This window comes from Acidovorax sp. MR-S7 (genome assembly GCF_000400995.2).
In the GTDB taxonomy this organism is placed as follows: Bacteria; Pseudomonadota; Gammaproteobacteria; order Burkholderiales; family Burkholderiaceae_C; genus MR-S7.
In genome coordinates, this window is record NZ_DF238983.1 from 73,330 (window position 1) to 91,634 (window position 18,305).

Sequence of the window (18,305 nt, forward strand, 5' to 3'; positions counted from 1 at the left end):
GACAGGCAAGCGCTGGAGGCCGATTTGACCCTCAATCGCAGTGGGCGGCGATGTAGGACTTCACCTGCTGAGCGTCGGCCGGCATCACGGTCACGCGCTTCGGCAGGGCTTCGATGCCCTCGAACTTCGCGGGGCGGTCGGGCGCGCGGCCCAGGGCTTCCTCGATGGTGGCGGCGAACTTGATGGGCAGCGCCGTCTCCAGCACGACCATGGGCACGGCCGGATCGCCCCGCAACGCACGCGCCACCTTCACGCCATCGGCGGTATGGGTGTCGATGATCTGGCCGAAGCGCTCCCAAGTGTCCTTGATGGTGGCGAGGCGGTCGGCGTGCGTGCTCTTGCCGCTCACGAAGCCGTAGCGCGCGGCGGCGTCCTTGAAGGCGGCGTGGCCGCTCAGGTCGAAGCGGCCCTGGCGGCCCACGCCGTCCTCGAACAGCGCGCGCGTGGCGGCGCCCGCATTCGCATCACGCCCCAGCAAGTCGAACACGAAGCGCTCGAAGTTGCTGGCCTTGCTGATGTCCATTGACGGGCTGGAGGTCTCGTAGGTCTGCGCGCTGCCGCGCACCTGGTAGACGCCGGTGCGGAAGAACTCGTCGAGCACGTCGTTCTCGTTGGTGGCAACGATCAGGCGGTCGATCGGCAGGCCCATCTGCCGCGCCACGTGGCCCGCGCAGACGTTGCCGAAGTTGCCGCTGGGCACGGCGAAGCTGACCTTTTGCGCGTTGCTTTCCGTGGCCTGGATGTAGCCCGCGAAGTAGTAGACCACCTGCGCGAGCAGCCGCGCCCAGTTGATCGAGTTGACGGTGCCGATCTTGTACCTGGCCTTGAACGCATGGTCGTTGCTCACGGCCTTGACGATGTCCTGGCAGTCGTCGAACACGCCCTCGATGGCGAGGTTGTGGATGTTCTCGTCCTGCAGCGAGAACATCTGCGCCTGCTGGAACGGGCTCATGCGCCCGTGCGGGCTGGTCATGAAGACGCGGATGCCTCGCTTGCCGCGCATCGCGTATTCGGCCGCGCTGCCGGTGTCGCCGCTGGTGGCGCCCAGGATGTTGAGCTGCTCGCCGCGCCGCGCCAGTTCGTACTCGAACAGGTTGCCCAGCAGCTGCATTGCCATGTCCTTGAAGGCCAGCGTGGGGCCATTGGACAGGGCCTCGATCCACAGGCCGTCTTCAAGGTGGCGCAGCGGCACGATCTCGCCGGTGCCGAAGACCTCGGCGGTGTACGTTTTCTCGCACAGGCGCTTCAGGTCGGCGGCGGGGATGTCGTCGATGTAGAGCGAGAGCAGGCGGAAGGCCAGCTCCGCATAGCCCTGCTTGTGGTAGACCTCACGCAGCTCCGTGAGCTGCGCGTCGCTGATCTGCGGATAGCGCTCGGGCAGGTACAGGCCGCCGTCGGGCGCCAGGCCTTCGAGCAGGATGTCGCAGAAGCGCTTGCGGTCCGGATGGCCGCGCGTAGAGAGGTACAGCATCAGTTCAGCTCCTCCTTGCGGATGCGCGTGATCGGCGCCAGTACCGTGGGCAGGCCCTGGATCTGCGCCAGCGCCGCGTCCATGTCGCCCTCGCGCGTGTCGTGCGTGAGGATGATGAGGTCGGTCTGCGTGGAGCCCTCGCCGCCCACCTCGTCGGCCTCGCGCTGCAGCACCGCGTCGATGCTGATGCCCGAGCCGGCCAGGATGCCGGTGATCTTGGCGAGCACGCCGGCCTCGTCGGCCACGCGGATGCGCAGGTAGTAGCTGGTGACCACGTCGGCCATGGGCAGCACGGGCAGCTCGCCGCTGGCGGCCGCCAGCGTGTGGCTCTGGAAGGCCAGCGCGGGCACGCGGTGCGCGGGATCAGCCTCGATCAGGCGGGTGATGTCCACGAGGTCGGCGATCACCGCGCTGGCCGTGGGCTCGCTGCCCGCGCCCTTGCCGTAGTACAGCGTGGTACCCACGGCGTCGCCGTGCACCACGACGGCGTTCATCGCGCCCTCGACGTTGGCGATCAGCCGCTTGGCGGGCACCAGGCTCGGGTGCACGCGCAGCTCGATGCCCTTGGGCGTGCGCTTGGTGATGCCCAGCAGCTTGATGCGGTAGCCCAGCTGCTCGGCGTAGCGGATGTCGGCCCCGGCGAGCTTGGTGATGCCTTCCACGTAGGCCTTGTCGAACTGCACCGGGATGCCGAAGGCGATGGCGCTCATGATGGTGGCCTTGTGCGCGGCATCCACGCCCTCGATGTCGAAGGTCGGGTCGGCCTCTGCGTAGCCCAGGCGCTGCGCCTCTTTCAGCACCACGTCGAAGTCCAGGCCCTTGTCGCGCATCTCGGAGAGGATGAAGTTCGTCGTGCCGTTGATGATGCCGGCCACCCACTGGATCTGGTTGGCCGTCAGGCCCTCGCGCAGCGCCTTGATGATGGGAATGCCGCCGGCCACGGCCGCCTCGTAGGCGACGACCACGCCCTTCTCCGCGGCGGCCTTGAAGATCTCGGTGCCATGCACGGCCAGCAGCGCCTTGTTGGCGGTGACCACGTGCTTGCCCGCGGCAATCGCCTCCAGCACGAGCTGCTTGGCGATGCCGTAGCCGCCGATCAGCTCCACCACGATGTCGATCTCGGGGTTGGCGATCACCTCGCGCGCATCGCCCACCACGCGGGCCTTGTCGCCTACGATGGAGCGCGCGCGGGCGGTGTCCAGGTCGGCCACGCAGGCGATCTCGATGCCACGGCCCGCGCGGCGGCGGATCTCCTCCTGGTTGCGCTGCAGCACGTTGAACACGCCGCTGCCCACGGTGCCGATGCCGAGCAGGCCAACTTGGATGGGTTTCATATCAGGATTACCAGTCAAAATGGGCTGCAGCGCTTAGCAGGAAAGCGCCAGCAGCTATCAAAAGATGAGTTTCACGCGGCCTTCGCGTGGCGCTGCCGGTAGGCGGCCAGGAACCCGGCCAGGCGGCCGATGGCCTCGCGCAGGTCGTCCTCGTGCGGCAGGAAGACGATGCGGAAGTGCTGGTGGTCGGGGTAGTTGAAGCCCGAGCCCTGCACCAGCATCACGCGCGTGGCGCGCAGCACTTCCATGAAGAACTGGCGGTCGTCGGCGATGGGGTACATCTCCGGGTCGAGCCGCGGGAACATGTAGAGCGCCGCCTGCGGCCTGACGCAGGTGACGCCGGGGATCTGCGTGATGAGCTCGTAGGCCAGGTCGCGCTGGCGGCGCAGGCGCCCGCCGGGCCGCACCAGGTCGTTGATGCTCTGGTAGCCGCCCAGCGCCGTCTGGATCGCCCACTGGCCCGGCACGTTGGAGCCGAGCTTGAGGTTGGCCAGCATGTTCAGGCCTTCGATGTAGTCGCGCGCGTCGGCCTTGGGGCCGGAGATCACCATCCACCCCGCGCGGTAGCCGCAGGAACGGTAGGCCTTGGAGAGCGAATTGAAGGTGAGCGTGAGCACGTCGGTGGACAGGCTCGCCATCGAGGTGAACTGCACGCCGTCGTATAGCACCTTGTCGTACACCTCGTCCACCAGCAGCACGAGGTTGTGCTCGCGCGCGATCTGCACGATGCCCTTGAGCAGCTCGGTGGAGTACAGCGCGCCGGTGGGGTTGTTCGGGTTGATGACGACGATGCCGCGCGTGCGCGGGCCTATTTTTGCGCGCATGTCGGCCAGGTCGGGCATCCAGCCGTCGTCCTCGCGGCACTCGTAGTGCACCGGCTTGCCGCCCGAGAGGCTGGTGGCCGCCGTCCACAGCGGGTAGTCGGGCGAGGGCACGAGCAACTCGTCGCCGTCGTCGAGCAGCGCGTTGGTCGCCATCACGATGAGCTCGCTGGCGCCGTTGCCCAGGTAGATGTCGTCCAGCGTCACGCCCGCGATGCCGAGCTGCTGGGTGTAATGCATCACCGCCTTGCGCGCGGCGAAGATGCCCTTGCTGTCCGAGTAGCCCGCCGAGTTGGGCAGGTTGCGGATCATGTCCTGCTGCACTTCCTCGGGCGCATCGAAGCCGAACGGGGCCATGTTGCCGATGTTCAGCTTGATGATCTTCTGGCCTTCGTCCTCCATCTGCTTGGCCGCGTCCACGATCGGGCCTCGGACATCGTAGAGAACGTTGCTCAGCTTCGCGGACTTGTGGATCGGCTTCATGGACGGGCCCAGGGCATCAATAGGGGGAAAACCTATAATTTGACCACAGTTCCCCCGACGGCCCCCGCATGAAATTCCAGCCCGACCGCTCCGACGTACAGACCATCACCGCCTATGGGCCGGGCTGGATCGGCATCGACGCCGACAAGGTCACCGCCAGCGTGGTCGTGGGCTCGCACGGCCAGCGCATCGACTGGCATTGCGACCGCTTCGAGGACCTTACGCCCGCGCACTTCGCCCAGCTGGCCGAACTCGACGCCGAGGTCGTGATCTTCGGCAGCGGCGCACGCAACCGCTTTCCGCCCGCCGCCTGGCTGCAGCCGCTGATGGCGCGGCGCATCGGCCTGGAGACCATGGACACCCAGGCAGCCTGCCGCACCTACAACATCCTGGCGGGCGAAGGGCGCAACGTGGTCGCGGCGCTGCTGCTGGAGCCGCCGGCAAGACACCATCCGTAACTCGGGCACCTGGGCGCCCACTCGCGAATAAGAGGCGTTCGGGGTAGAATCGCGTGTTGCGGTCGGGGGGCACTTGCCTACAAGCCAGACCCATTTTCCCCCGGCTTTTCATCGGCTAATTGCAGAGAGATAGAAGCGCCATGGCGATCGTTGTCAACAAACCCCTTCCTGAATTTGAAGCCAACGCGACCGGCGGAATCAAGGTCACCAATACTTCGCATCAGGGCCAGATCCTGATCCTGTACTTCTACCCCAAGGACAACACGCCGGGCTGCACCACCGAGGCCATGCAGTTCCGCGACAAGTTCAAGGACTTTGTGAAGGCCGGCGCCACCGTGTTCGGCGTCTCGCGCGACAACATGAAGTCGCACGACGATTTCAAGGAAAAGCTGGAGCTGCCCTTCGAGCTGATCGCCGACACCGAAGAGAAGATGTGCCACATGTTCGGCGTGGTCAAGAACAAGATCATGTACGGCAAGAAGGTCAAGGGCATCGAGCGCAGCACCTTCCTCGTCGGCCCCGACGGCATGCTGGTGCAGGAGTGGCGCGGCCTGAAGGTTCCCGGCCACGTGGACGAAGTGCTCAAGGCCGTCAAGGCCATCAAGGCCCCTGTCAAGAAGGCTGCCTAAAGCCCGCCCGGCCCGCGCGCCACTGCACGGGCGCCGTCACGGGGAGCATGCATAATGGGTCAATGCTGCTGAAAAACGCACCGCACCCTCCCCGCTCGCAAGCCGCCTTGGTCCCCAGGCGGCTTTTTGCTTTTTGACATCTTCCAGCGAGACCTCCCGCACCATGCCCCTGCCTCCCGCACCGACCAAGCGTGCCGCCCTGCTCGCACCGGACGCCTACCGCATGACCGCCTCCCAGGAGGAGCCGGATGCCGAGGCCGCTCCCGCCCCGGCCGTGACGGCGGCCGCCGCGCCCAAGAAGACTGCGCCTAAATCCAAAGCCGCCCCCGCCGCCGCCCGCAGGAGCACCAGCGCCCCGAAGGACCAGCCCGCCGCCCGCGCGCCCCGCGTGGAAACCGCGGTCCCGGACCTTGCGCCCGCCCCGCGCGCCGACAGCGTCGCCCCCCAGCCCCGCCGCCAGCCCGAAGCCGCTGCGCCGCGCAAGCGCGCCGCCACCGGCCCCAAGAAGATGTTCGTGCTCGACACCAACGTGCTGCTGCACGACCCGACGAGCCTGTTCCGCTTCGAGGAGCACGACATCTTCCTGCCGATGATCGTGCTGGAGGAGCTCGACGGCCACAAGAAAGGCATGACCGAGGTGGCCCGCAACGGCCGCCAGGCCAGCCGCACGCTCGACGCGCTGGCCGCCGCGCAAGGCGCGCAGGACATCGCCAATGGCCTCAAGCTCGACGCCACCGGCCAGCGCGCCGCCACCGGGTGCCTGTATTTCCAGACCGCCCCGCTGCAGTACGACTTGCCCACGAGCCTGCCGCAGGGCAAGGCGGACAACCAGATCCTGGGCGTGGTCGAGGCGCTGCGCAGGCAGCACGCGCCGCGCGAGGTGGTGCTGGTGTCCAAGGACATCAACATGCGCGTCAAGGCCCGCGCGCTGGGCCTGCCCGCCGAGGACTACCAGAACGACAAGGCCCTGGAGGACGGCGACCTGCTGTACTCCGGCAGCCTGGCCCTGCCGGCGGACTTCTGGACCAAGGCCGGCAAGAACGTCGAGAGCTGGCAGAACGGCGCCCACACGTACTACCGCATCAGCGGCCCGGTCGTGTCGCAGCTCATGATCAACCAGTTCGTCTATTTCGAGGCGCCGGGCGAGCCCAGCCTCCATGCGCGCGTGACCGAGATCCGCGACCGCACGGCGGTGCTGGAGACGCTCAAGGACTACGGCTCGTCCAAGAACGCCGTCTGGGGCGTGAACACGCGCAACCGCGAGCAGAACTTCGCCATGAACCTGCTCATGGACCCGGAGGTGGACTTCGTCACCCTCACCGGCACCGCCGGCACCGGCAAGACCCTGCTCACGCTGGCCGCCGGCCTCACGCAGGTGCTGGACGAGCGCCGCTACACCGAGATCATCATGACCCGCGCCACCGTCAGCGTGGGCGAGGACATCGGCTTCCTGCCCGGCACCGAGGAAGAAAAGATGGGCCCCTGGATGGGCGCGCTGGACGACAACCTCGAATTCCTCGCCAAGGGCGACGGCGGCAACGCGGGCGAATGGGGCCGCGCCGCCACCAACGAACTGATCCGCAGCCGCATCAAGATCAAGAGCATGAACTTCATGCGCGGGCGCACCTTCCTCAACAAGTACGTCATCATCGACGAGGCGCAGAACCTCACGCCCAAGCAGATGAAGACGCTCATCACCCGCGCCGGCCCCGGCACCAAGATCATCTGCATGGGCAACCTCGCGCAGATCGACACGCCCTACCTCACCGAGGGCTCCTCGGGCCTGACCTACGCGGTGGACCGCTTCAAGGGCTGGCCCCACAGCGGCCACATCCTGCTGGCGCGCGGCGAACGCTCGCGCCTGGCGGACTTTGCCAGCGAGGTGCTGTAAGCGCCTGCCCATGATGACGGACAAGCCGGTCACGTCGGTACTCCAGGCGGGCATACATCTCTCCGAGGAGCAGCCCGCGCCGTACTACGTGCAGCTGCAGCGCCAGCTGCGGGCGCTGATCGACAGCGGTGCCCTCAGCGAAGGCAGCCACCTGCCCTCCGAGCGCGACCTGGCCGACACGCTCAAGATCAGCCGCACCACCGTCAAGCGCGCCTACGACGCGCTGCGCGATGCCGACGTGATCGCCAGCGGCCAGGGGCGCGGCGGCACCGTGGTCAAGGGCACGCCGCGCGTCAGCCCCGTCATGGCGCGCCTCAAGGGCTTCACCGAAGAGATGCGGGAATTGGGCATGGAGCCATCCGCCCGCCTGCTGGGACTGCAGGTGGTGCACGAGCGCACCATCGCCAGCATCTTCGCCCGCCCCTCGCACGCGCCGCTGCTGCACGTGCGCCGCCTGCGCCTGGGCAACGGTACGCCCATGTCGCGCGAACTGGCGTGGTACGACCTCACCCTGGCCCCTCAGCTCGAAGACTGGAGCGGCGAAGGCTCCATCTACGCCTGGCTGCGCGAACGCTGCGGCATCTCCATGGCCGGCGCCGAGCAAAGCATCGAGGCCGCCATGAGCAGCCCGCAGGAGATGGAAGCCTTCGGGTTCGACACCCCCATGCCCTGCCTGCTCATCAAGCGCAAGAGCCTGGACGCCGAAGGGCGGCTGATCGAGTACGTCGAGGGCACCTTCCGGGGCGATGCCTACGCCTACCGGGTTCACCTGGCAGGATAGGCATCAAATTGCCCCCTAGCGCTTGACTGGCAAGCGCAAGCAGCTATCTTTTTTGATTCACCCGCAGTTTGCGGTGCCCGCCCAGCACACCCAGCGCCGCCGCCAGCAGGCCCAGCGCCCAGGGCGCATCCACGGGAATGGCCTGCGGCCCGCCGGGAGCCACCGGAGCCACCACGCAATCGATCTGCACGTTCGCCACATCGGCAGCAGCATTGCCCTGGCCGTTGGCCGTAACCGCGCAGAGCTGCCCCGCAGGCTGGGCGAGGACGGTGACGTCATAGGCCCCGCCTGGCGCCACGGGCATGGCGAACACGAAGGGGGCCGGACCGGCAGGCGCCGGGGCTGGCACGGCCAGGTCGCCGCTGCCGTTGTTGCGCAGCACCAGGCCCGCGCCGGTCAGGCCGGTGATGGTGCCGCCAATGGTGAAGGCGGGCATCAGCCGGGCGATGCGAGGATGCGCCTCGCCTCCCACCTGGGTAAACCACCCGCCAATCAGCACCTTGCCATCAGGCTGAACCGAGACGCTGTTGACGATGTAGTCCGCCCCAGCACCGGGATTGAAGGTGGTATCCAGCGTGCCATTGGCGTTGAGCCGGGCAATACGGTTGCGCGCAACGCCATCCACCTCAGTGAATTCCCCGCCGATCAGCACCTTGCCATCGGGCTGCAGGGCCAAATGCAGAGGCGCGCCATTGGTGCCTGTTCCTGGATTGAAGGCGGCATCCAGCGTGCCATTGGCGTTGAGCCGGGCAATGCGGTTGCGCGCAACGCCATTCACCTCGGTAAACGACCCGCCGATCAGCACCTTGCCATCGGGCTGCAGGGCCAAGTGCCAAGGCGTGCCATTGGTGCCTGTTCCTGGATCGAAGGTGGCATCCAGCGTGCCATTGGCGTTGAGCCGGGCAATGCGGTTGCGCGCAACGCCATTCACCTCGGTAAACGCCCCGCCGATCAGCACCTTGCCATCGGGCTGCAGGGCCAAGTGCCAAGGCGTGCCATTGGTGCCTGTTCCTGGATCGAAGGTGGCATCCAGCGTGCCATTGGCGTTGAGCCGGGCAATGCGGTTGCGCGCAACGCCCCCCACCTCGGTGAACCGCCCCCCGATCAGCACCTTGCCATCGGACTGCAAGGCCAAGCGCAGAACCTCGTCATTGGCGCCTGTCCCTGGATCGAAGGTGGCATCCAGCGTGCCATCGACGTTGAGCCGGGCAATGCGGTTGCGCGGCGACGCACCGTACAACTGATCAAAATCCCCCCCGATCAGCACCTTGCCATCAGGCTGCATGGCAAGAGAGTACACAGAGCGTCCGTTAAGAAGCCCCGGAGCTTGGAAAGAGGCATCCACCGTGCCGTCGGTATTCAGAAGGGCAACGCCTTCAGTGGGTGTGCCGTTCACTCCTGAGAAGGGCCCATTAATCAGCACCTTGCCACTGGGCAACGAAATGATGTTGTCCACCGCATATGTCGACACACTAAACCCCGGATCAGGCATCCAGTTGGCCTGAGCCAGCGCCGCGCCCGCCAGCCCTTGCCAAAGCAGCATGGCGCCGCACAACCTCATGGACAACCGCAGCGTGCGATTCATGGGCGTTCCTCTCTCCAAAAAGTTTCAATGGTCAAAACAACCGCCAACGCTTGCCCAGCAAGCGCCAGAAGCTATTGATTCAATAGTGATCGCGCCGCGCCCTGCGCCAGCCCGCCACGCCCAGCAGGGCCGACAGCAGCGCCAGCGCCCAGGGCGCATCCACGGGGATCGCCTGCGGCCCGCCGGGGCCGATCGCAGGGCTGGGCACAAGCCGCGCGAGGCGGGCGGTGCCTGGCTGTCCATTGACTTGGGTGAACCGTCCGCCCAACAACACCGTACCGTCGCTATGGAGGGCCAGCGCGTATACCAAGTCATCGGCCCCCGTGCCTGGGTCGAACGTGCCATCAAGCGAGCCGTCTGCATTGAGCCGGGCGATGCGGTTGCGCGCCACGCCATCCACCTCGGTGAAGTCGCCGCCGATCAGTATCTTGCCGTCGGCCTGCAAGGCCATGGCCCGCACGGCACCGTTGGGGCCAGTTCCCGGCACGAACGCAGGGTCGGACGCACCGTCGGCAGCATTCAGCCGCACAACGGCATCCACGCCGCCGAACGGAAAGCCCGCCCGCAGCACCTCTCCTCCAGGCAGCAGGGCAATGCTGCTGACAGCACTTGCCGATGCCGGGGCGAACGTGGCGTCGAGCGTGCCGTCGGCGTTCAGCCGCGCGATGTTGCGCCGCACCACGCCCCCCACAAGGTTGAAGCTGCCGCCGATCAGTATCTTGCCGTCAGCCTGCACGGCCAGGCTGTTCACCACGCCATCGACATCCGGGTTGAACGTGCCGTCGAGCGAGCCGTCTGCATTGAGCCGTGCGATGTGGTTACGCGCCACGCCGTCCACTTCAGTGAAGTCGCCGCCGATCAGCACCTGGTTGAGCCCCTGCATCCTCACGGCCCACACAACGCTGTTGGTGCCTGTACCCGGATCGAACGTGCCGTCGAGCGTGCAATCGTCATGGAGCCGGGCAATACCGCTGCGCGCCACGCCGTCCACCTGGGAGAAACCGCCACCGATCAGCATCTTGCTATCCCAGCCCCGCACCGCCAGGGCATACACGACACCGTTGGGGCCTGGGGCGGGAGCGCAGGAGGCATCCAGCGCGCCGTTGGCATTCAAATTCAGCCGTGCGAGACGCGAGTGCGGCACACCCGACACGGTGGTGAATGCGCCACCGATCACCACCCGTTCACCATCGACCCACGGTGCGATGGCGAGCACGTTGTTGCCAACCGTGGCCGTGAATGACGGGTCTGGCACCCAATTGGCCTGCGCCTGCACCGCGCCCACCAACCCCAGCCACAGGCCCATCCCTCCCAGCAGCCGCCACGGCACGGCCCGCACCTGGCGGGTGGAAAACCGGATTGAGGAGCGCCGCGCGCCCCGGCAGATGTGCTGCATGGATGACCCTCTCCAAGAAAATAAAGAATCCAATTAAACACCAAAACATGCATTGGACTGCTTTTTTTTTTGGATTTCTGTTGGGATCTATCCAGTGGCGGTTTTTCCGTCCAGCAGCGTCTGCACTTCGGCCATGCATGGCAGCGTGGAGAGAATGCCGCCCCGGCTGGCGGCCAGCGCGCCGCAGGCGTTGGCCATGGCGAGCGCCTGGGCCATGGGCTGGCCGTGGGCCAGGGCGGCGCACAGCCCGGCGCTGAAGGCATCGCCCGCACCCACGGGCTGCTCGGCCCTCACGGGGTAGCCGGGCAGGCGCAGCAAGGCGCCGCCGCGCGCGTGGGCCACGCAGCCTTGCGCGCCCAGGGTGATGACGAGCCACTGCCCGCCCGGCCACTGGCGCCAGAGAGAGGACGGCGGGGCGGCATCCGGCGCGCCGGCCAGGCCGAAGCTGCGCAGCAGGCATTGCGCCTCGACGCGGTTGACGACGAGGATGCTGGCGGCATCCAGCAGCCCGACGCAGGCCATGCCGCCGGGCCAGGGCGAGGGGTTGAGCACGGTGACGGCACCTGCGGCGCGCGCCTGGCGCAGGGCCTGGGCGGCCAGCGGAGGGGGTACTTCAAGCTGGGCGTAGGCGACGGCGGCGTGTTCCACGCAGGGGCGCGCATGCAGCAGTTCGCGCTCGCCCAGCAGGGCGTTGGCGCCAGGATAGACAGCGATGGCGGGATCGCCCTGCGCATCGATCAGCCCGCAACCCTGGCCGGAGTGCGGGCCGAGACGGTGGACGTAAGCCGCACCCAGCCTCTCCTGCGCCAGCAGTTGCAGCAGTGCGTCGCCCGCCGCGTCGTGGCCCACGGCCAGGAGCAGATCGACCGCCGCACCCAGCCGGTGCGCGCCCAACGCCACGGCCAGGCCCTTGCCCGCGCACTCGCGCACGTAGGCGCTGGCCTGCTGGCTTTCGTCGCTGCCGGGGCGGCGGGGCACGAACCAGCAGTGGGCCTCGACGAAGCTGCCGATGACGAAGAGCCTGCGCCGGGGCGCGCCGATGAGGTGTGGCATGGCACGAGGATACCAATGCGACGCCATTCAACCCAGGGAACCATCGTGTGCTTGCACTATCCTTCCCCCATGGCCATCAACTGGATCACCGCATTGAAGATCGTGCCCTGGGGCGAGGTGCTCAACGCCGCACCGCAGATCGCCCAGGGCGCACGCCGGCTGTTCAGCGACACGCAGAAGCAGCAGCCAGCGCCCTCCCCCACACCGCAGGCCGCGCAGGCTGACCCATCGGAGGCGTTGCGCGCGCGCATCCTGGCGCTGGAAGACGAGCAGCGCGCCTCTGCCGTGCTGATCCAGTCGCTGGCCGAGCAGAACGCCCAGGTGGTGCGCGCCGTCGATGCGCTGCGCGTGCGCAGCCAGCGGCTGCTGGCCGCAGTCTGCATGCTGGCCGTGGCAACGGCCGGGCTGCTGGCCTGGGCGGTATCGCAGTGATTCCGCTACCGAATCAATAGCTGCTTGCGCTTGCTGGACAAGCGCCAGCGGCCGATTTGGCTAAAAGTCGTCGCCGTAGCCCATCGCCAGGTTCTCGAAGCGCGTCTGGTTCTTCTGGAAGAACAGTTTCACCGTTCCCGTGGGGCCGTTACGCTGCTTGCCGATGATGACCTCGGCGATGTTGGGCTCCTTGGAGTCCTTGTTGTAGTAGTCGTCGCGGTAGATGAACATGATGATGTCCGCGTCCTGCTCGATGGCGCCGGATTCGCGCAGGTCGCTCATCATGGGCCGCTTGTCGGTGCGCTGCTCCACCGAGCGGTTGAGCTGCGACAGCGCGATCACCGGGCACTGCAATTCCTTGGCGAGCATCTTGAGGCCGCGCGAGATTTCGCCGAGTTCGGTCGCGCGGTTGTCGGAACTGCTGGAGCCCGAGCCGCTCATGAGCTGCAGGTAGTCGACCACGATCAGGCCCAGCTTGCCGCACTGGCGCGCCAGGCGCCGGGCGTTGGCGCGCAGTTCCGACGGCGTGAGGCCGGGCGTTTCGTCGATGTGCAGGCTCACGGTGCGCAGGCGCTCGATGGCCTCGGTCAGGCGCGGCCACTCCTCGTCGCTGAGCTTGCCGGTGCGCAGGTTGCCCTGGTTCACGCGGCCGATGGAGCCCACGATACGCACGGCAAGCTGCGCCGCGCCCATTTCCATCGAGAAGATGGCGACGGGCAGGCCCTCGTTGAGCGCCACGTGCTCGGCGATGTTCACCGCGAACGAGGTCTTGCCCATCGACGGGCGCGCGGCCAGCACCACGAGGTCGCCCGCCTGCAGGCCGCTGGTCATGCGGTCGAGGTCGGCGAAGCCCGTGGGCACGCCGGTCACGTCCATGGGGTTGTCGGCCATCTCCTGCACGCGGTCGAGCAGGTCGATCACCAGCGAATCCAGCGACTGGAAGCCCTGCTTCATGCGCGAGCCCTCTTCGCCGATGGCGAAGATCTTCTGCTCGGCCTCGTCCAGCACGCGCTCCACGGGCTTGCCCTGCGGGTTGAAGGCGTTGGTGGCGATCTCGTCGCTGGCCGTCACCAGCTTCCTCAGGATGGCGCGCTCGCGCACGATTTCCGCGTAGCGGCGGATGTTGCTGGCGCTGGGCACGTACTGCGCCAGGCTGTTGAGGTAGGCCAGCCCGCCCGTTTCCTCGGCCTTGCCCAGGCCCTGCAGGTGCTCGTAGACGGTGATGACGTCGGCGGGCTTGCTGGCGTTGATGAGCGCACCGATGGCCGCGTAGATCTGCTGGTGCTCGTGGCGATAGAAGTCGCCGTCCACGAGCAGGTCGCCCACGCGGTCCCACGCCATGTTGTCCAGCAGCAGGCCGCCGAGCACGCTGGATTCGGCCTCGATGGAATGGGGCGGCACGCGCAGCTGGGCCACTTCGCGGTCCAGCGGCGCGGGGGCGAAGCCGTCGAGGGAGGGAGACGGAACGGCGGACATGGAACTCAAGGCTTTCTGGAGGGCAAGCGGGGATGCTAGCGGGCGCGGGCATCGCCGTCATTGCACAACCCTGTGGATAAACGGTGGGCGGGAGGTGCACAAGAAAAGCAAAAGCCGCCCGGGGGGCGGCTTTTGCTGCGGGCGTGAGCCCGAAGGTCAGGCGGTTTCGCCGTAGACCGACACGGTCACTTCGACAGCCACGTCGGTGTGCAGGGCCACGGTGACGGTGGTGTCGCCCACGACCTTGATCGGGCCGTTGGGCAGGCGCACTTGCGACTTCACCACTTCGTAGCCTTGCTTGTTCAGCTCTTCGGCGATGTCGTGGTTGGTCACGGAGCCGAACAGGCGGCCGTCCACGCCGGCCTTCTGGGTCAGCTTGACGGTGGTGCCGCCGAGCTTCTCGCCTTGCGCCTGGGCGGCGGCCAGCTTCTCGGCGGCAGCCTTTTCCAGTTCGGCGCGGCGGGCTTCGAACTCGGCCTTGGCGGCCTCGGTGGCACGGCGGGCACGGCCCGAGGGGATCAGGAAGTTGCGGGCGTAACCGTCCTTGACCTTGACGATTTCGCCGAGGCTGCCGAGGTTGACGACCTTGTCGAGCAGGATGACTTGCATGGGAATCGTGCTCCTTAGATCTTGTGCTGGTCGCTGTAGGGCACCAGGGCCAGGAAGCGGGCACGCTTGATGGCGGTATTGAGCTGGCGCTGGTAGATGGCGCGCGTGCCGGTCAGGCGCGCTGGGATGATCTTGCCGTTCTCGGCGATGAAGTCGCGCAGGGTGTCGACGTCCTTGTAGTCGATCTCTTCGACGCCGGCGACCGTGAAGCGGCAGAAGCGCTTGCGCTTGAACAGCAGCGACTGGGTGTTGCGCTTCGGACGCTTGTCCTTGTTGAATTTCTTGAACGTGGCCATTTTCGAGCCTCTTGAAAATTAATCGTGTTGATGGATGTCCTGGATGTGGAACACCACGCCCTTGCCGCCGCGTGCCGCCGCGAGGAACCCCCGGAATGTCCAGAGGCTTCCCAGTGCCTGCCGCGCCAGCCGTTCCGCCATGGCGCCGAAGGCCACGGCCTTCACGCTGACCTGCACCTTGCGGGCCGCCCCTGCCTCCTGCTGCTGCGACTCATGGTCGAGCCGCATGTCCAGCGCCGGCAATCCGGCGGGGGTGTAGCGCAGGGGCTGCGCCTCGGCGATGCAGGCCGTCAGGGCGAGCTGGTTGTTCACACCTCCTGGCAAACAGGCGGTGGATCAGCGCTCGCCGGCGGCAGCGGCCTCGGCCTGGCTGGCCTTGCGGGCTTCTTCGCGCTCGACGGTCTTCATCATGGACGAAGGGCCGGTCTCGGCCTTCTTCTTCTGCACCGTCAGGTGGCGCAGAACGGCGTCGTTGAACTTGAAGGCGTGCTCCAGCTCGCCCATCACGGCCTGGTCGGCCTCGATGTTCAGGCACAGGTAGTGGGCCTTGGCCAGCTTGTTGATCAGGTACGCCAGTTGGCGGCGGCCCCAGTCTTCCACACGGTGGATCTTGCCGCCGCCGGCGGTGATCATGCCCTTGTAGCGCTCCAGCATGGCCGGAACCTGCTCGCTCTGATCCGGATGGATCAACAGAATGATTTCGTAGTGACGCATGCACACTCCTTTTGGAAGAAGCCACCCGCCGCGTCGATTGGTAGCGGTGTGGCAAGGCAAAACGCGAGATTATAGCCGTGCCCGGGATGCTTGTACACTGCGGCCCGCGCCCATCCCTGCCGGGCGCCCTTGCTTGCAGGCCGATGGCGGCAAAAGCGGCGTTTTGGCTTGAAATCCCGGAACCTGCACCCAAGTAGCCGCGCGTACCCCTTCAATTTCAACAAGACGCCGACATGTCCGATACCCAGAAACCCGCTCCCGAAGAAGTCGAAGCCGCGATGGCGGCCCATGCCGCCGACGAGCTGGCCCGCCTGCAGGGCGAGCTGGCGGAACTCAAGGCCAAGAGCAGCGAGCTGGCCGACCAGTACCTGCGTGCCAAGGCCGAGGCCGAGAACACCCGCCGCCGCGCCGACGAGGAAGTGGCCAAGGCCCGCAAGTTCGGCATCGAGAGCTTCGCCGAGAGCCTGCTGCCCGTGTGCGACAGCCTGGACGCAGCCCTCGCCATCGAGAACGCCACGGCCGAGCAGCTGCGCGAAGGCTCCGACGCCACGCTGCGCCAGCTGCTGTCGGCCCTGGAGCGCAACAAGGTGCTGGCCATCAATCCCGCCGCGGGCGCCAGGTTCGATCCCCACCAGCACCAGGCCATCAGCATGGTGCCTGCCGACCAGGAAGCCAACACCGTCGTGGGCGTGCTGCAGAAAGGCTACCTGATCGCCGACCGCGTGCTGCGCCCGGCCCTGGTCACGGTGGCCGCGCCGCGCTAAATAAATTGCGGCGTCCCGCTTGAAGACAGGCGAGTTATCCACAAGTTACTGCTATCCACACATTCACGAATCCAACGGAGAAAAACATGGGAAAGATCATCGGCATCGACCTGGGCACCACCAATAGCTGCGTGGCCATCATGGAAGGCAACAACACGCGCGTGATCGAGAACAGCGAAGGCGCGCGCACCACGCCGTCCATCGTCGCGTACCAGGACGACGGCGAGATCCTCGTCGGCGCCTCGGCCAAGCGCCAGGCCGTCACCAACCCCAAGAACACGATCTACGCCGCCAAGCGCCTGATCGGCCGCAAGTTCGAAGAGAAGGAAGTGCAGAAGGACATCGACCTGATGCCCTTCCAGATCGTCAAGGCCGACAACGGCGACGCCTGGGTGCAGGTGCGCGACCAGAAGCTGGCCGCCCCCCAGATCAGCGCCGAAGTGCTGCGCAAGATGAAGAAGACCGCCGAGGACTACCTGGGCGAGCCCGTGACCGAGGCCGTGATCACCGTGCCCGCGTACTTCAACGATGCCCAGCGCCAGGCCACCAAGGACGCCGGCCGCATCGCGGGCCTGGATGTCAAGCGCATCATCAACGAGCCCACCGCCGCCGCGCTGGCCTTCGGCCTGGACAAGCAGGACAAGGCCGACCGCAAGATCGCCGTGTACGACCTGGGCGGCGGCACGTTCGACGTGTCCATCATCGAGATCGCCGACGTCGATGGCGAGAAGCAGTTCGAGGTGCTCTCGACCAACGGCGACACCTTCCTGGGCGGCGAGGACTTCGACCAGCGCATCATCGACTACATCATCAGCGAGTTCAAGAAGGAACAGGGCGTGGACCTGTCCAAGGACGTGCTGGCCCTGCAGCGCCTGAAGGAAGCGGCCGAGAAGGCCAAGATCGAGCTGTCGAACTCCTCGCAGACCGACATCAACCTGCCCTACATCACGGCCGATGCCTCGGGTCCGAAGCACCTGAACATCAAGCTGACCCGCGCCAAGCTCGAAAGCCTGGTCGAGGATCTGATCGAGCGCACCATCGCGCCCTGCCGCACGGCCATCAAGGACGCGGGCATCAGCGTGTCGGACATCAACGACGTGATCCTCGTGGGCGGCCAGACGCGCATGCCCAAGGTGCAGGAAAAGGTCAAGGAGTTCTTCGGCAAGGAGCCGCGCAAGGACGTGAACCCTGACGAGGCCGTGGCCGTGGGCGCAGCCATCCAGGGCCAGGTGCTCTCGGGCGACCGCAAGGACGTGCTGCTGCTGGACGTCACCCCCCTGTCCCTGGGCATCGAAACCCTGGGCGGCGTGATGACCAAGATGATCACCAAGAACACCACGATCCCGACGAAGTTCGCGCAGACCTTCTCGACGGCCGAGGACAACCAGCCCGCCGTGACGATCAAGGTGTTCCAGGGCGAGCGCGAGATCGCCAGCGCCAACAAGCTGCTGGGCGAGTTCAACCTGGAGGGCATCGCGCCCGCCTCGCGCGGCACGCCGCAGATCGAGGTGACCTTCGACATCGACGCCAACGGCATCCTGCACGTGGGCGCCAAGGACAAGGGCACGGGCAAGGAGAACAAGATCACCATCAAGGCCAACTCGGGCCTGTCCGAGGACGAGATCCAGAAGATGGTGAAGGACGCCGAGCTGAACGCCGCCGACGACAAGAAGAAGCTGGAGCTGGTCCAGGCCCGCAACCAGGGCGAGGCCGCCGTTCACACGGTGACCAAGAGCCTGGCCGACCATGGCGACAAGCTCGACGCGGCGGAAAAGTCCGCCATCGAGGACGCGGTGAAGGCGCTGGAAGAAGCCCTCAAGGGTGAAGACAAGGCCGCCATCGACGAGAAGACCACCGCGCTGATGACCGCTAGCCAGAAGCTCGGCGAGAAGATGTACGCCGACCAGGCAGCCGCCGCCCAGGGCGCCGCCGACGCCGGCACACAAGCCGCCCAGGGCGCATCTGCCGGCTCCGCCGCGCAGGACGACAACGTCGTGGACGCCGAGGTCAAGGAAGTCAAGAAGGGCTGACCACAGCCCCAGAGCTGACCCATCGCCGCCGCGCCGGGCCCCGCAGGGCCTTGCGCGGCGTTCGTTCCTGCTGCAACGGCCC

General features: G+C 66.8%; 18 protein-coding genes. 7 read left to right on the plus strand and 11 right to left on the minus strand.

All coding sequences use genetic code 11. The features are described from left to right. Positions 1-31: 31 nt before the first annotated feature. From thrC to AVS7_RS19785, 3 genes are all read right to left on the minus strand, one after another. Positions 32-1,471 (minus strand): threonine synthase, encoded by a 1,440-nt coding sequence (gene thrC / locus AVS7_RS19775; RefSeq protein ID WP_020229797.1) that lies wholly within the window; start codon positions 1,469-1,471, stop codon positions 32-34. After that, positions 1,471-2,805: a homoserine dehydrogenase gene (locus AVS7_RS19780; RefSeq protein ID WP_020229798.1), complete on the minus strand. Its 1,335-nt coding sequence runs from the start codon at positions 2,803-2,805 to the stop codon at positions 1,471-1,473. Before AVS7_RS19780 ends, thrC begins: the two co-directional genes overlap by 1 nt. A gap of 71 nt (positions 2,806-2,876) precedes the next feature. After that, positions 2,877-4,109, minus strand: coding sequence for a pyridoxal phosphate-dependent aminotransferase (locus tag AVS7_RS19785; RefSeq protein WP_020229799.1), 1,233 nt, complete (start codon positions 4,107-4,109; stop codon positions 2,877-2,879). Between the two features lie 68 nt (positions 4,110-4,177). Here AVS7_RS19785 and AVS7_RS19790 point away from each other — a divergent pair, with 68 nt between their 5' ends. From AVS7_RS19790 to AVS7_RS19805, 4 genes are all read left to right on the plus strand, one after another. Further along, a complete protein-coding gene (locus AVS7_RS19790) occupies positions 4,178-4,567 on the plus strand; it encodes an Mth938-like domain-containing protein (protein ID WP_020229800.1) in 390 nt (129 codons plus the stop codon). A 140-nt stretch (positions 4,568-4,707) separates the two neighbouring features. Then, positions 4,708-5,196: a peroxiredoxin gene (locus tag AVS7_RS19795; protein ID WP_020229801.1), complete on the plus strand. Its 489-nt coding sequence runs from the start codon at positions 4,708-4,710 to the stop codon at positions 5,194-5,196. Between the two features lie 163 nt (positions 5,197-5,359). Beyond that, complete coding sequence (locus AVS7_RS19800) at positions 5,360-7,087, plus strand: PhoH family protein (RefSeq protein ID WP_020229802.1); 1,728 nt, start codon at positions 5,360-5,362, stop codon at positions 7,085-7,087. Positions 7,088-7,097: 10 nt separating this feature from the next. Next, on the plus strand, positions 7,098-7,868 hold the full coding sequence (locus AVS7_RS19805) for a GntR family transcriptional regulator (RefSeq protein WP_020229803.1): 771 nt from the start codon (positions 7,098-7,100) through the stop codon (positions 7,866-7,868). A gap of 43 nt (positions 7,869-7,911) precedes the next feature. Here the strand turns inward: AVS7_RS19805 and AVS7_RS19810 are convergent, their stop codons facing one another. The 3 genes from AVS7_RS19810 to AVS7_RS19820 all read right to left on the minus strand — a co-directional run bounded on the left by AVS7_RS19810 (position 7,912) and on the right by AVS7_RS19820 (position 11,902). Beyond that, a complete protein-coding gene (locus tag AVS7_RS19810) occupies positions 7,912-9,453 on the minus strand; it encodes a delta-60 repeat domain-containing protein (RefSeq protein WP_024001930.1) in 1,542 nt (513 codons plus the stop codon). A 79-nt stretch (positions 9,454-9,532) separates the two neighbouring features. Further along, positions 9,533-10,849, minus strand: a complete 1,317-nt coding sequence (locus AVS7_RS19815) for a delta-60 repeat domain-containing protein (RefSeq protein ID WP_024001931.1) — start codon at positions 10,847-10,849, stop codon at positions 9,533-9,535. 87 nt (positions 10,850-10,936) lie between these two features. Then, on the minus strand, positions 10,937-11,902 hold the full coding sequence (locus AVS7_RS19820) for a PfkB family carbohydrate kinase (protein WP_020229804.1): 966 nt from the start codon (positions 11,900-11,902) through the stop codon (positions 10,937-10,939). Positions 11,903-11,971: 69 nt separating this feature from the next. Between AVS7_RS19820 and AVS7_RS19825 the strand changes: the two genes are divergently transcribed. Then, complete coding sequence (locus tag AVS7_RS19825; protein ID WP_020229805.1) at positions 11,972-12,334, plus strand: hypothetical protein; 363 nt, start codon at positions 11,972-11,974, stop codon at positions 12,332-12,334. Positions 12,335-12,394: 60 nt separating this feature from the next. Here the strand turns inward: AVS7_RS19825 and dnaB are convergent, their stop codons facing one another. The 5 genes from dnaB to rpsF all read right to left on the minus strand — a co-directional run bounded on the left by dnaB (position 12,395) and on the right by rpsF (position 15,429). Continuing rightward, complete coding sequence (gene dnaB / locus AVS7_RS19830; RefSeq protein WP_020229806.1) at positions 12,395-13,810, minus strand: replicative DNA helicase; 1,416 nt, start codon at positions 13,808-13,810, stop codon at positions 12,395-12,397. 156 nt (positions 13,811-13,966) lie between these two features. After that, a complete protein-coding gene (gene rplI, locus AVS7_RS19835; RefSeq protein ID WP_020229807.1) occupies positions 13,967-14,419 on the minus strand; it encodes a 50S ribosomal protein L9 in 453 nt (150 codons plus the stop codon). 14 nt (positions 14,420-14,433) lie between these two features. Further along, entirely contained in the window at positions 14,434-14,715 is a 282-nt protein-coding gene (gene rpsR, locus AVS7_RS19840; protein ID WP_011794373.1) for a 30S ribosomal protein S18, read from the minus strand. A gap of 18 nt (positions 14,716-14,733) precedes the next feature. Next, entirely contained in the window at positions 14,734-15,027 is a 294-nt protein-coding gene (gene priB, locus AVS7_RS19845; protein WP_020229808.1) for a primosomal replication protein N, read from the minus strand. Between the two features lie 24 nt (positions 15,028-15,051). Further along, positions 15,052-15,429, minus strand: coding sequence for a 30S ribosomal protein S6 (rpsF, locus tag AVS7_RS19850; RefSeq protein ID WP_020229809.1), 378 nt, complete (start codon positions 15,427-15,429; stop codon positions 15,052-15,054). Positions 15,430-15,662: 233 nt separating this feature from the next. Between rpsF and grpE the strand changes: the two genes are divergently transcribed. After that, positions 15,663-16,193, plus strand: coding sequence for a nucleotide exchange factor GrpE (gene grpE / locus AVS7_RS19855; RefSeq protein WP_020229810.1), 531 nt, complete (start codon positions 15,663-15,665; stop codon positions 16,191-16,193). Positions 16,194-16,279: 86 nt separating this feature from the next. Further along, on the plus strand, positions 16,280-18,223 hold the full coding sequence (gene dnaK / locus AVS7_RS19860) for a molecular chaperone DnaK (RefSeq protein ID WP_020229811.1): 1,944 nt from the start codon (positions 16,280-16,282) through the stop codon (positions 18,221-18,223). Positions 18,224-18,305: the final 82 nt, after the last annotated feature.

What these genes read in the sequence shown, in the direction of transcription:
- AVS7_RS19780 (WP_020229798.1), bottom strand. Translation starts at nt 2,805, where the DNA reads ATGAAACCCATCCAAGTTGGCCTGCTCGGCATCGGCACCGTGGGCAGC.
- dnaB (WP_020229806.1), bottom strand. Translation starts at nt 13,810, where the DNA reads ATGTCCGCCGTTCCGTCTCCCTCCCTCGACGGCTTCGCCCCCGCGCCG.
- AVS7_RS19820 (WP_020229804.1), bottom strand. Translation starts at nt 11,902, where the DNA reads ATGCCACACCTCATCGGCGCGCCCCGGCGCAGGCTCTTCGTCATCGGC.
- AVS7_RS19785 (WP_020229799.1), bottom strand. Translation starts at nt 4,109, where the DNA reads ATGAAGCCGATCCACAAGTCCGCGAAGCTGAGCAACGTTCTCTACGAT.
- AVS7_RS19800 (WP_020229802.1), top strand. Translation starts at nt 5,360, where the DNA reads ATGCCCCTGCCTCCCGCACCGACCAAGCGTGCCGCCCTGCTCGCACCG.
- AVS7_RS19805 (WP_020229803.1), top strand. Translation starts at nt 7,098, where the DNA reads ATGATGACGGACAAGCCGGTCACGTCGGTACTCCAGGCGGGCATACAT.
- AVS7_RS19810 (WP_024001930.1), bottom strand. Translation starts at nt 9,453, where the DNA reads ATGAATCGCACGCTGCGGTTGTCCATGAGGTTGTGCGGCGCCATGCTG.
- rpsF (WP_020229809.1), bottom strand. Translation starts at nt 15,429, where the DNA reads ATGCGTCACTACGAAATCATTCTGTTGATCCATCCGGATCAGAGCGAG.
- AVS7_RS19795 (WP_020229801.1), top strand. Translation starts at nt 4,708, where the DNA reads ATGGCGATCGTTGTCAACAAACCCCTTCCTGAATTTGAAGCCAACGCG.
- rplI (WP_020229807.1), bottom strand. Translation starts at nt 14,419, where the DNA reads ATGCAAGTCATCCTGCTCGACAAGGTCGTCAACCTCGGCAGCCTCGGC.
- AVS7_RS19790 (WP_020229800.1), top strand. Translation starts at nt 4,178, where the DNA reads ATGAAATTCCAGCCCGACCGCTCCGACGTACAGACCATCACCGCCTAT.
- AVS7_RS19815 (WP_024001931.1), bottom strand. Translation starts at nt 10,849, where the DNA reads ATGCAGCACATCTGCCGGGGCGCGCGGCGCTCCTCAATCCGGTTTTCC.
- thrC (WP_020229797.1), bottom strand. Translation starts at nt 1,471, where the DNA reads ATGCTGTACCTCTCTACGCGCGGCCATCCGGACCGCAAGCGCTTCTGC.
- dnaK (WP_020229811.1), top strand. Translation starts at nt 16,280, where the DNA reads ATGGGAAAGATCATCGGCATCGACCTGGGCACCACCAATAGCTGCGTG.
- AVS7_RS19825 (WP_020229805.1), top strand. Translation starts at nt 11,972, where the DNA reads ATGGCCATCAACTGGATCACCGCATTGAAGATCGTGCCCTGGGGCGAG.
- rpsR (WP_011794373.1), bottom strand. Translation starts at nt 14,715, where the DNA reads ATGGCCACGTTCAAGAAATTCAACAAGGACAAGCGTCCGAAGCGCAAC.
- grpE (WP_020229810.1), top strand. Translation starts at nt 15,663, where the DNA reads ATGTCCGATACCCAGAAACCCGCTCCCGAAGAAGTCGAAGCCGCGATG.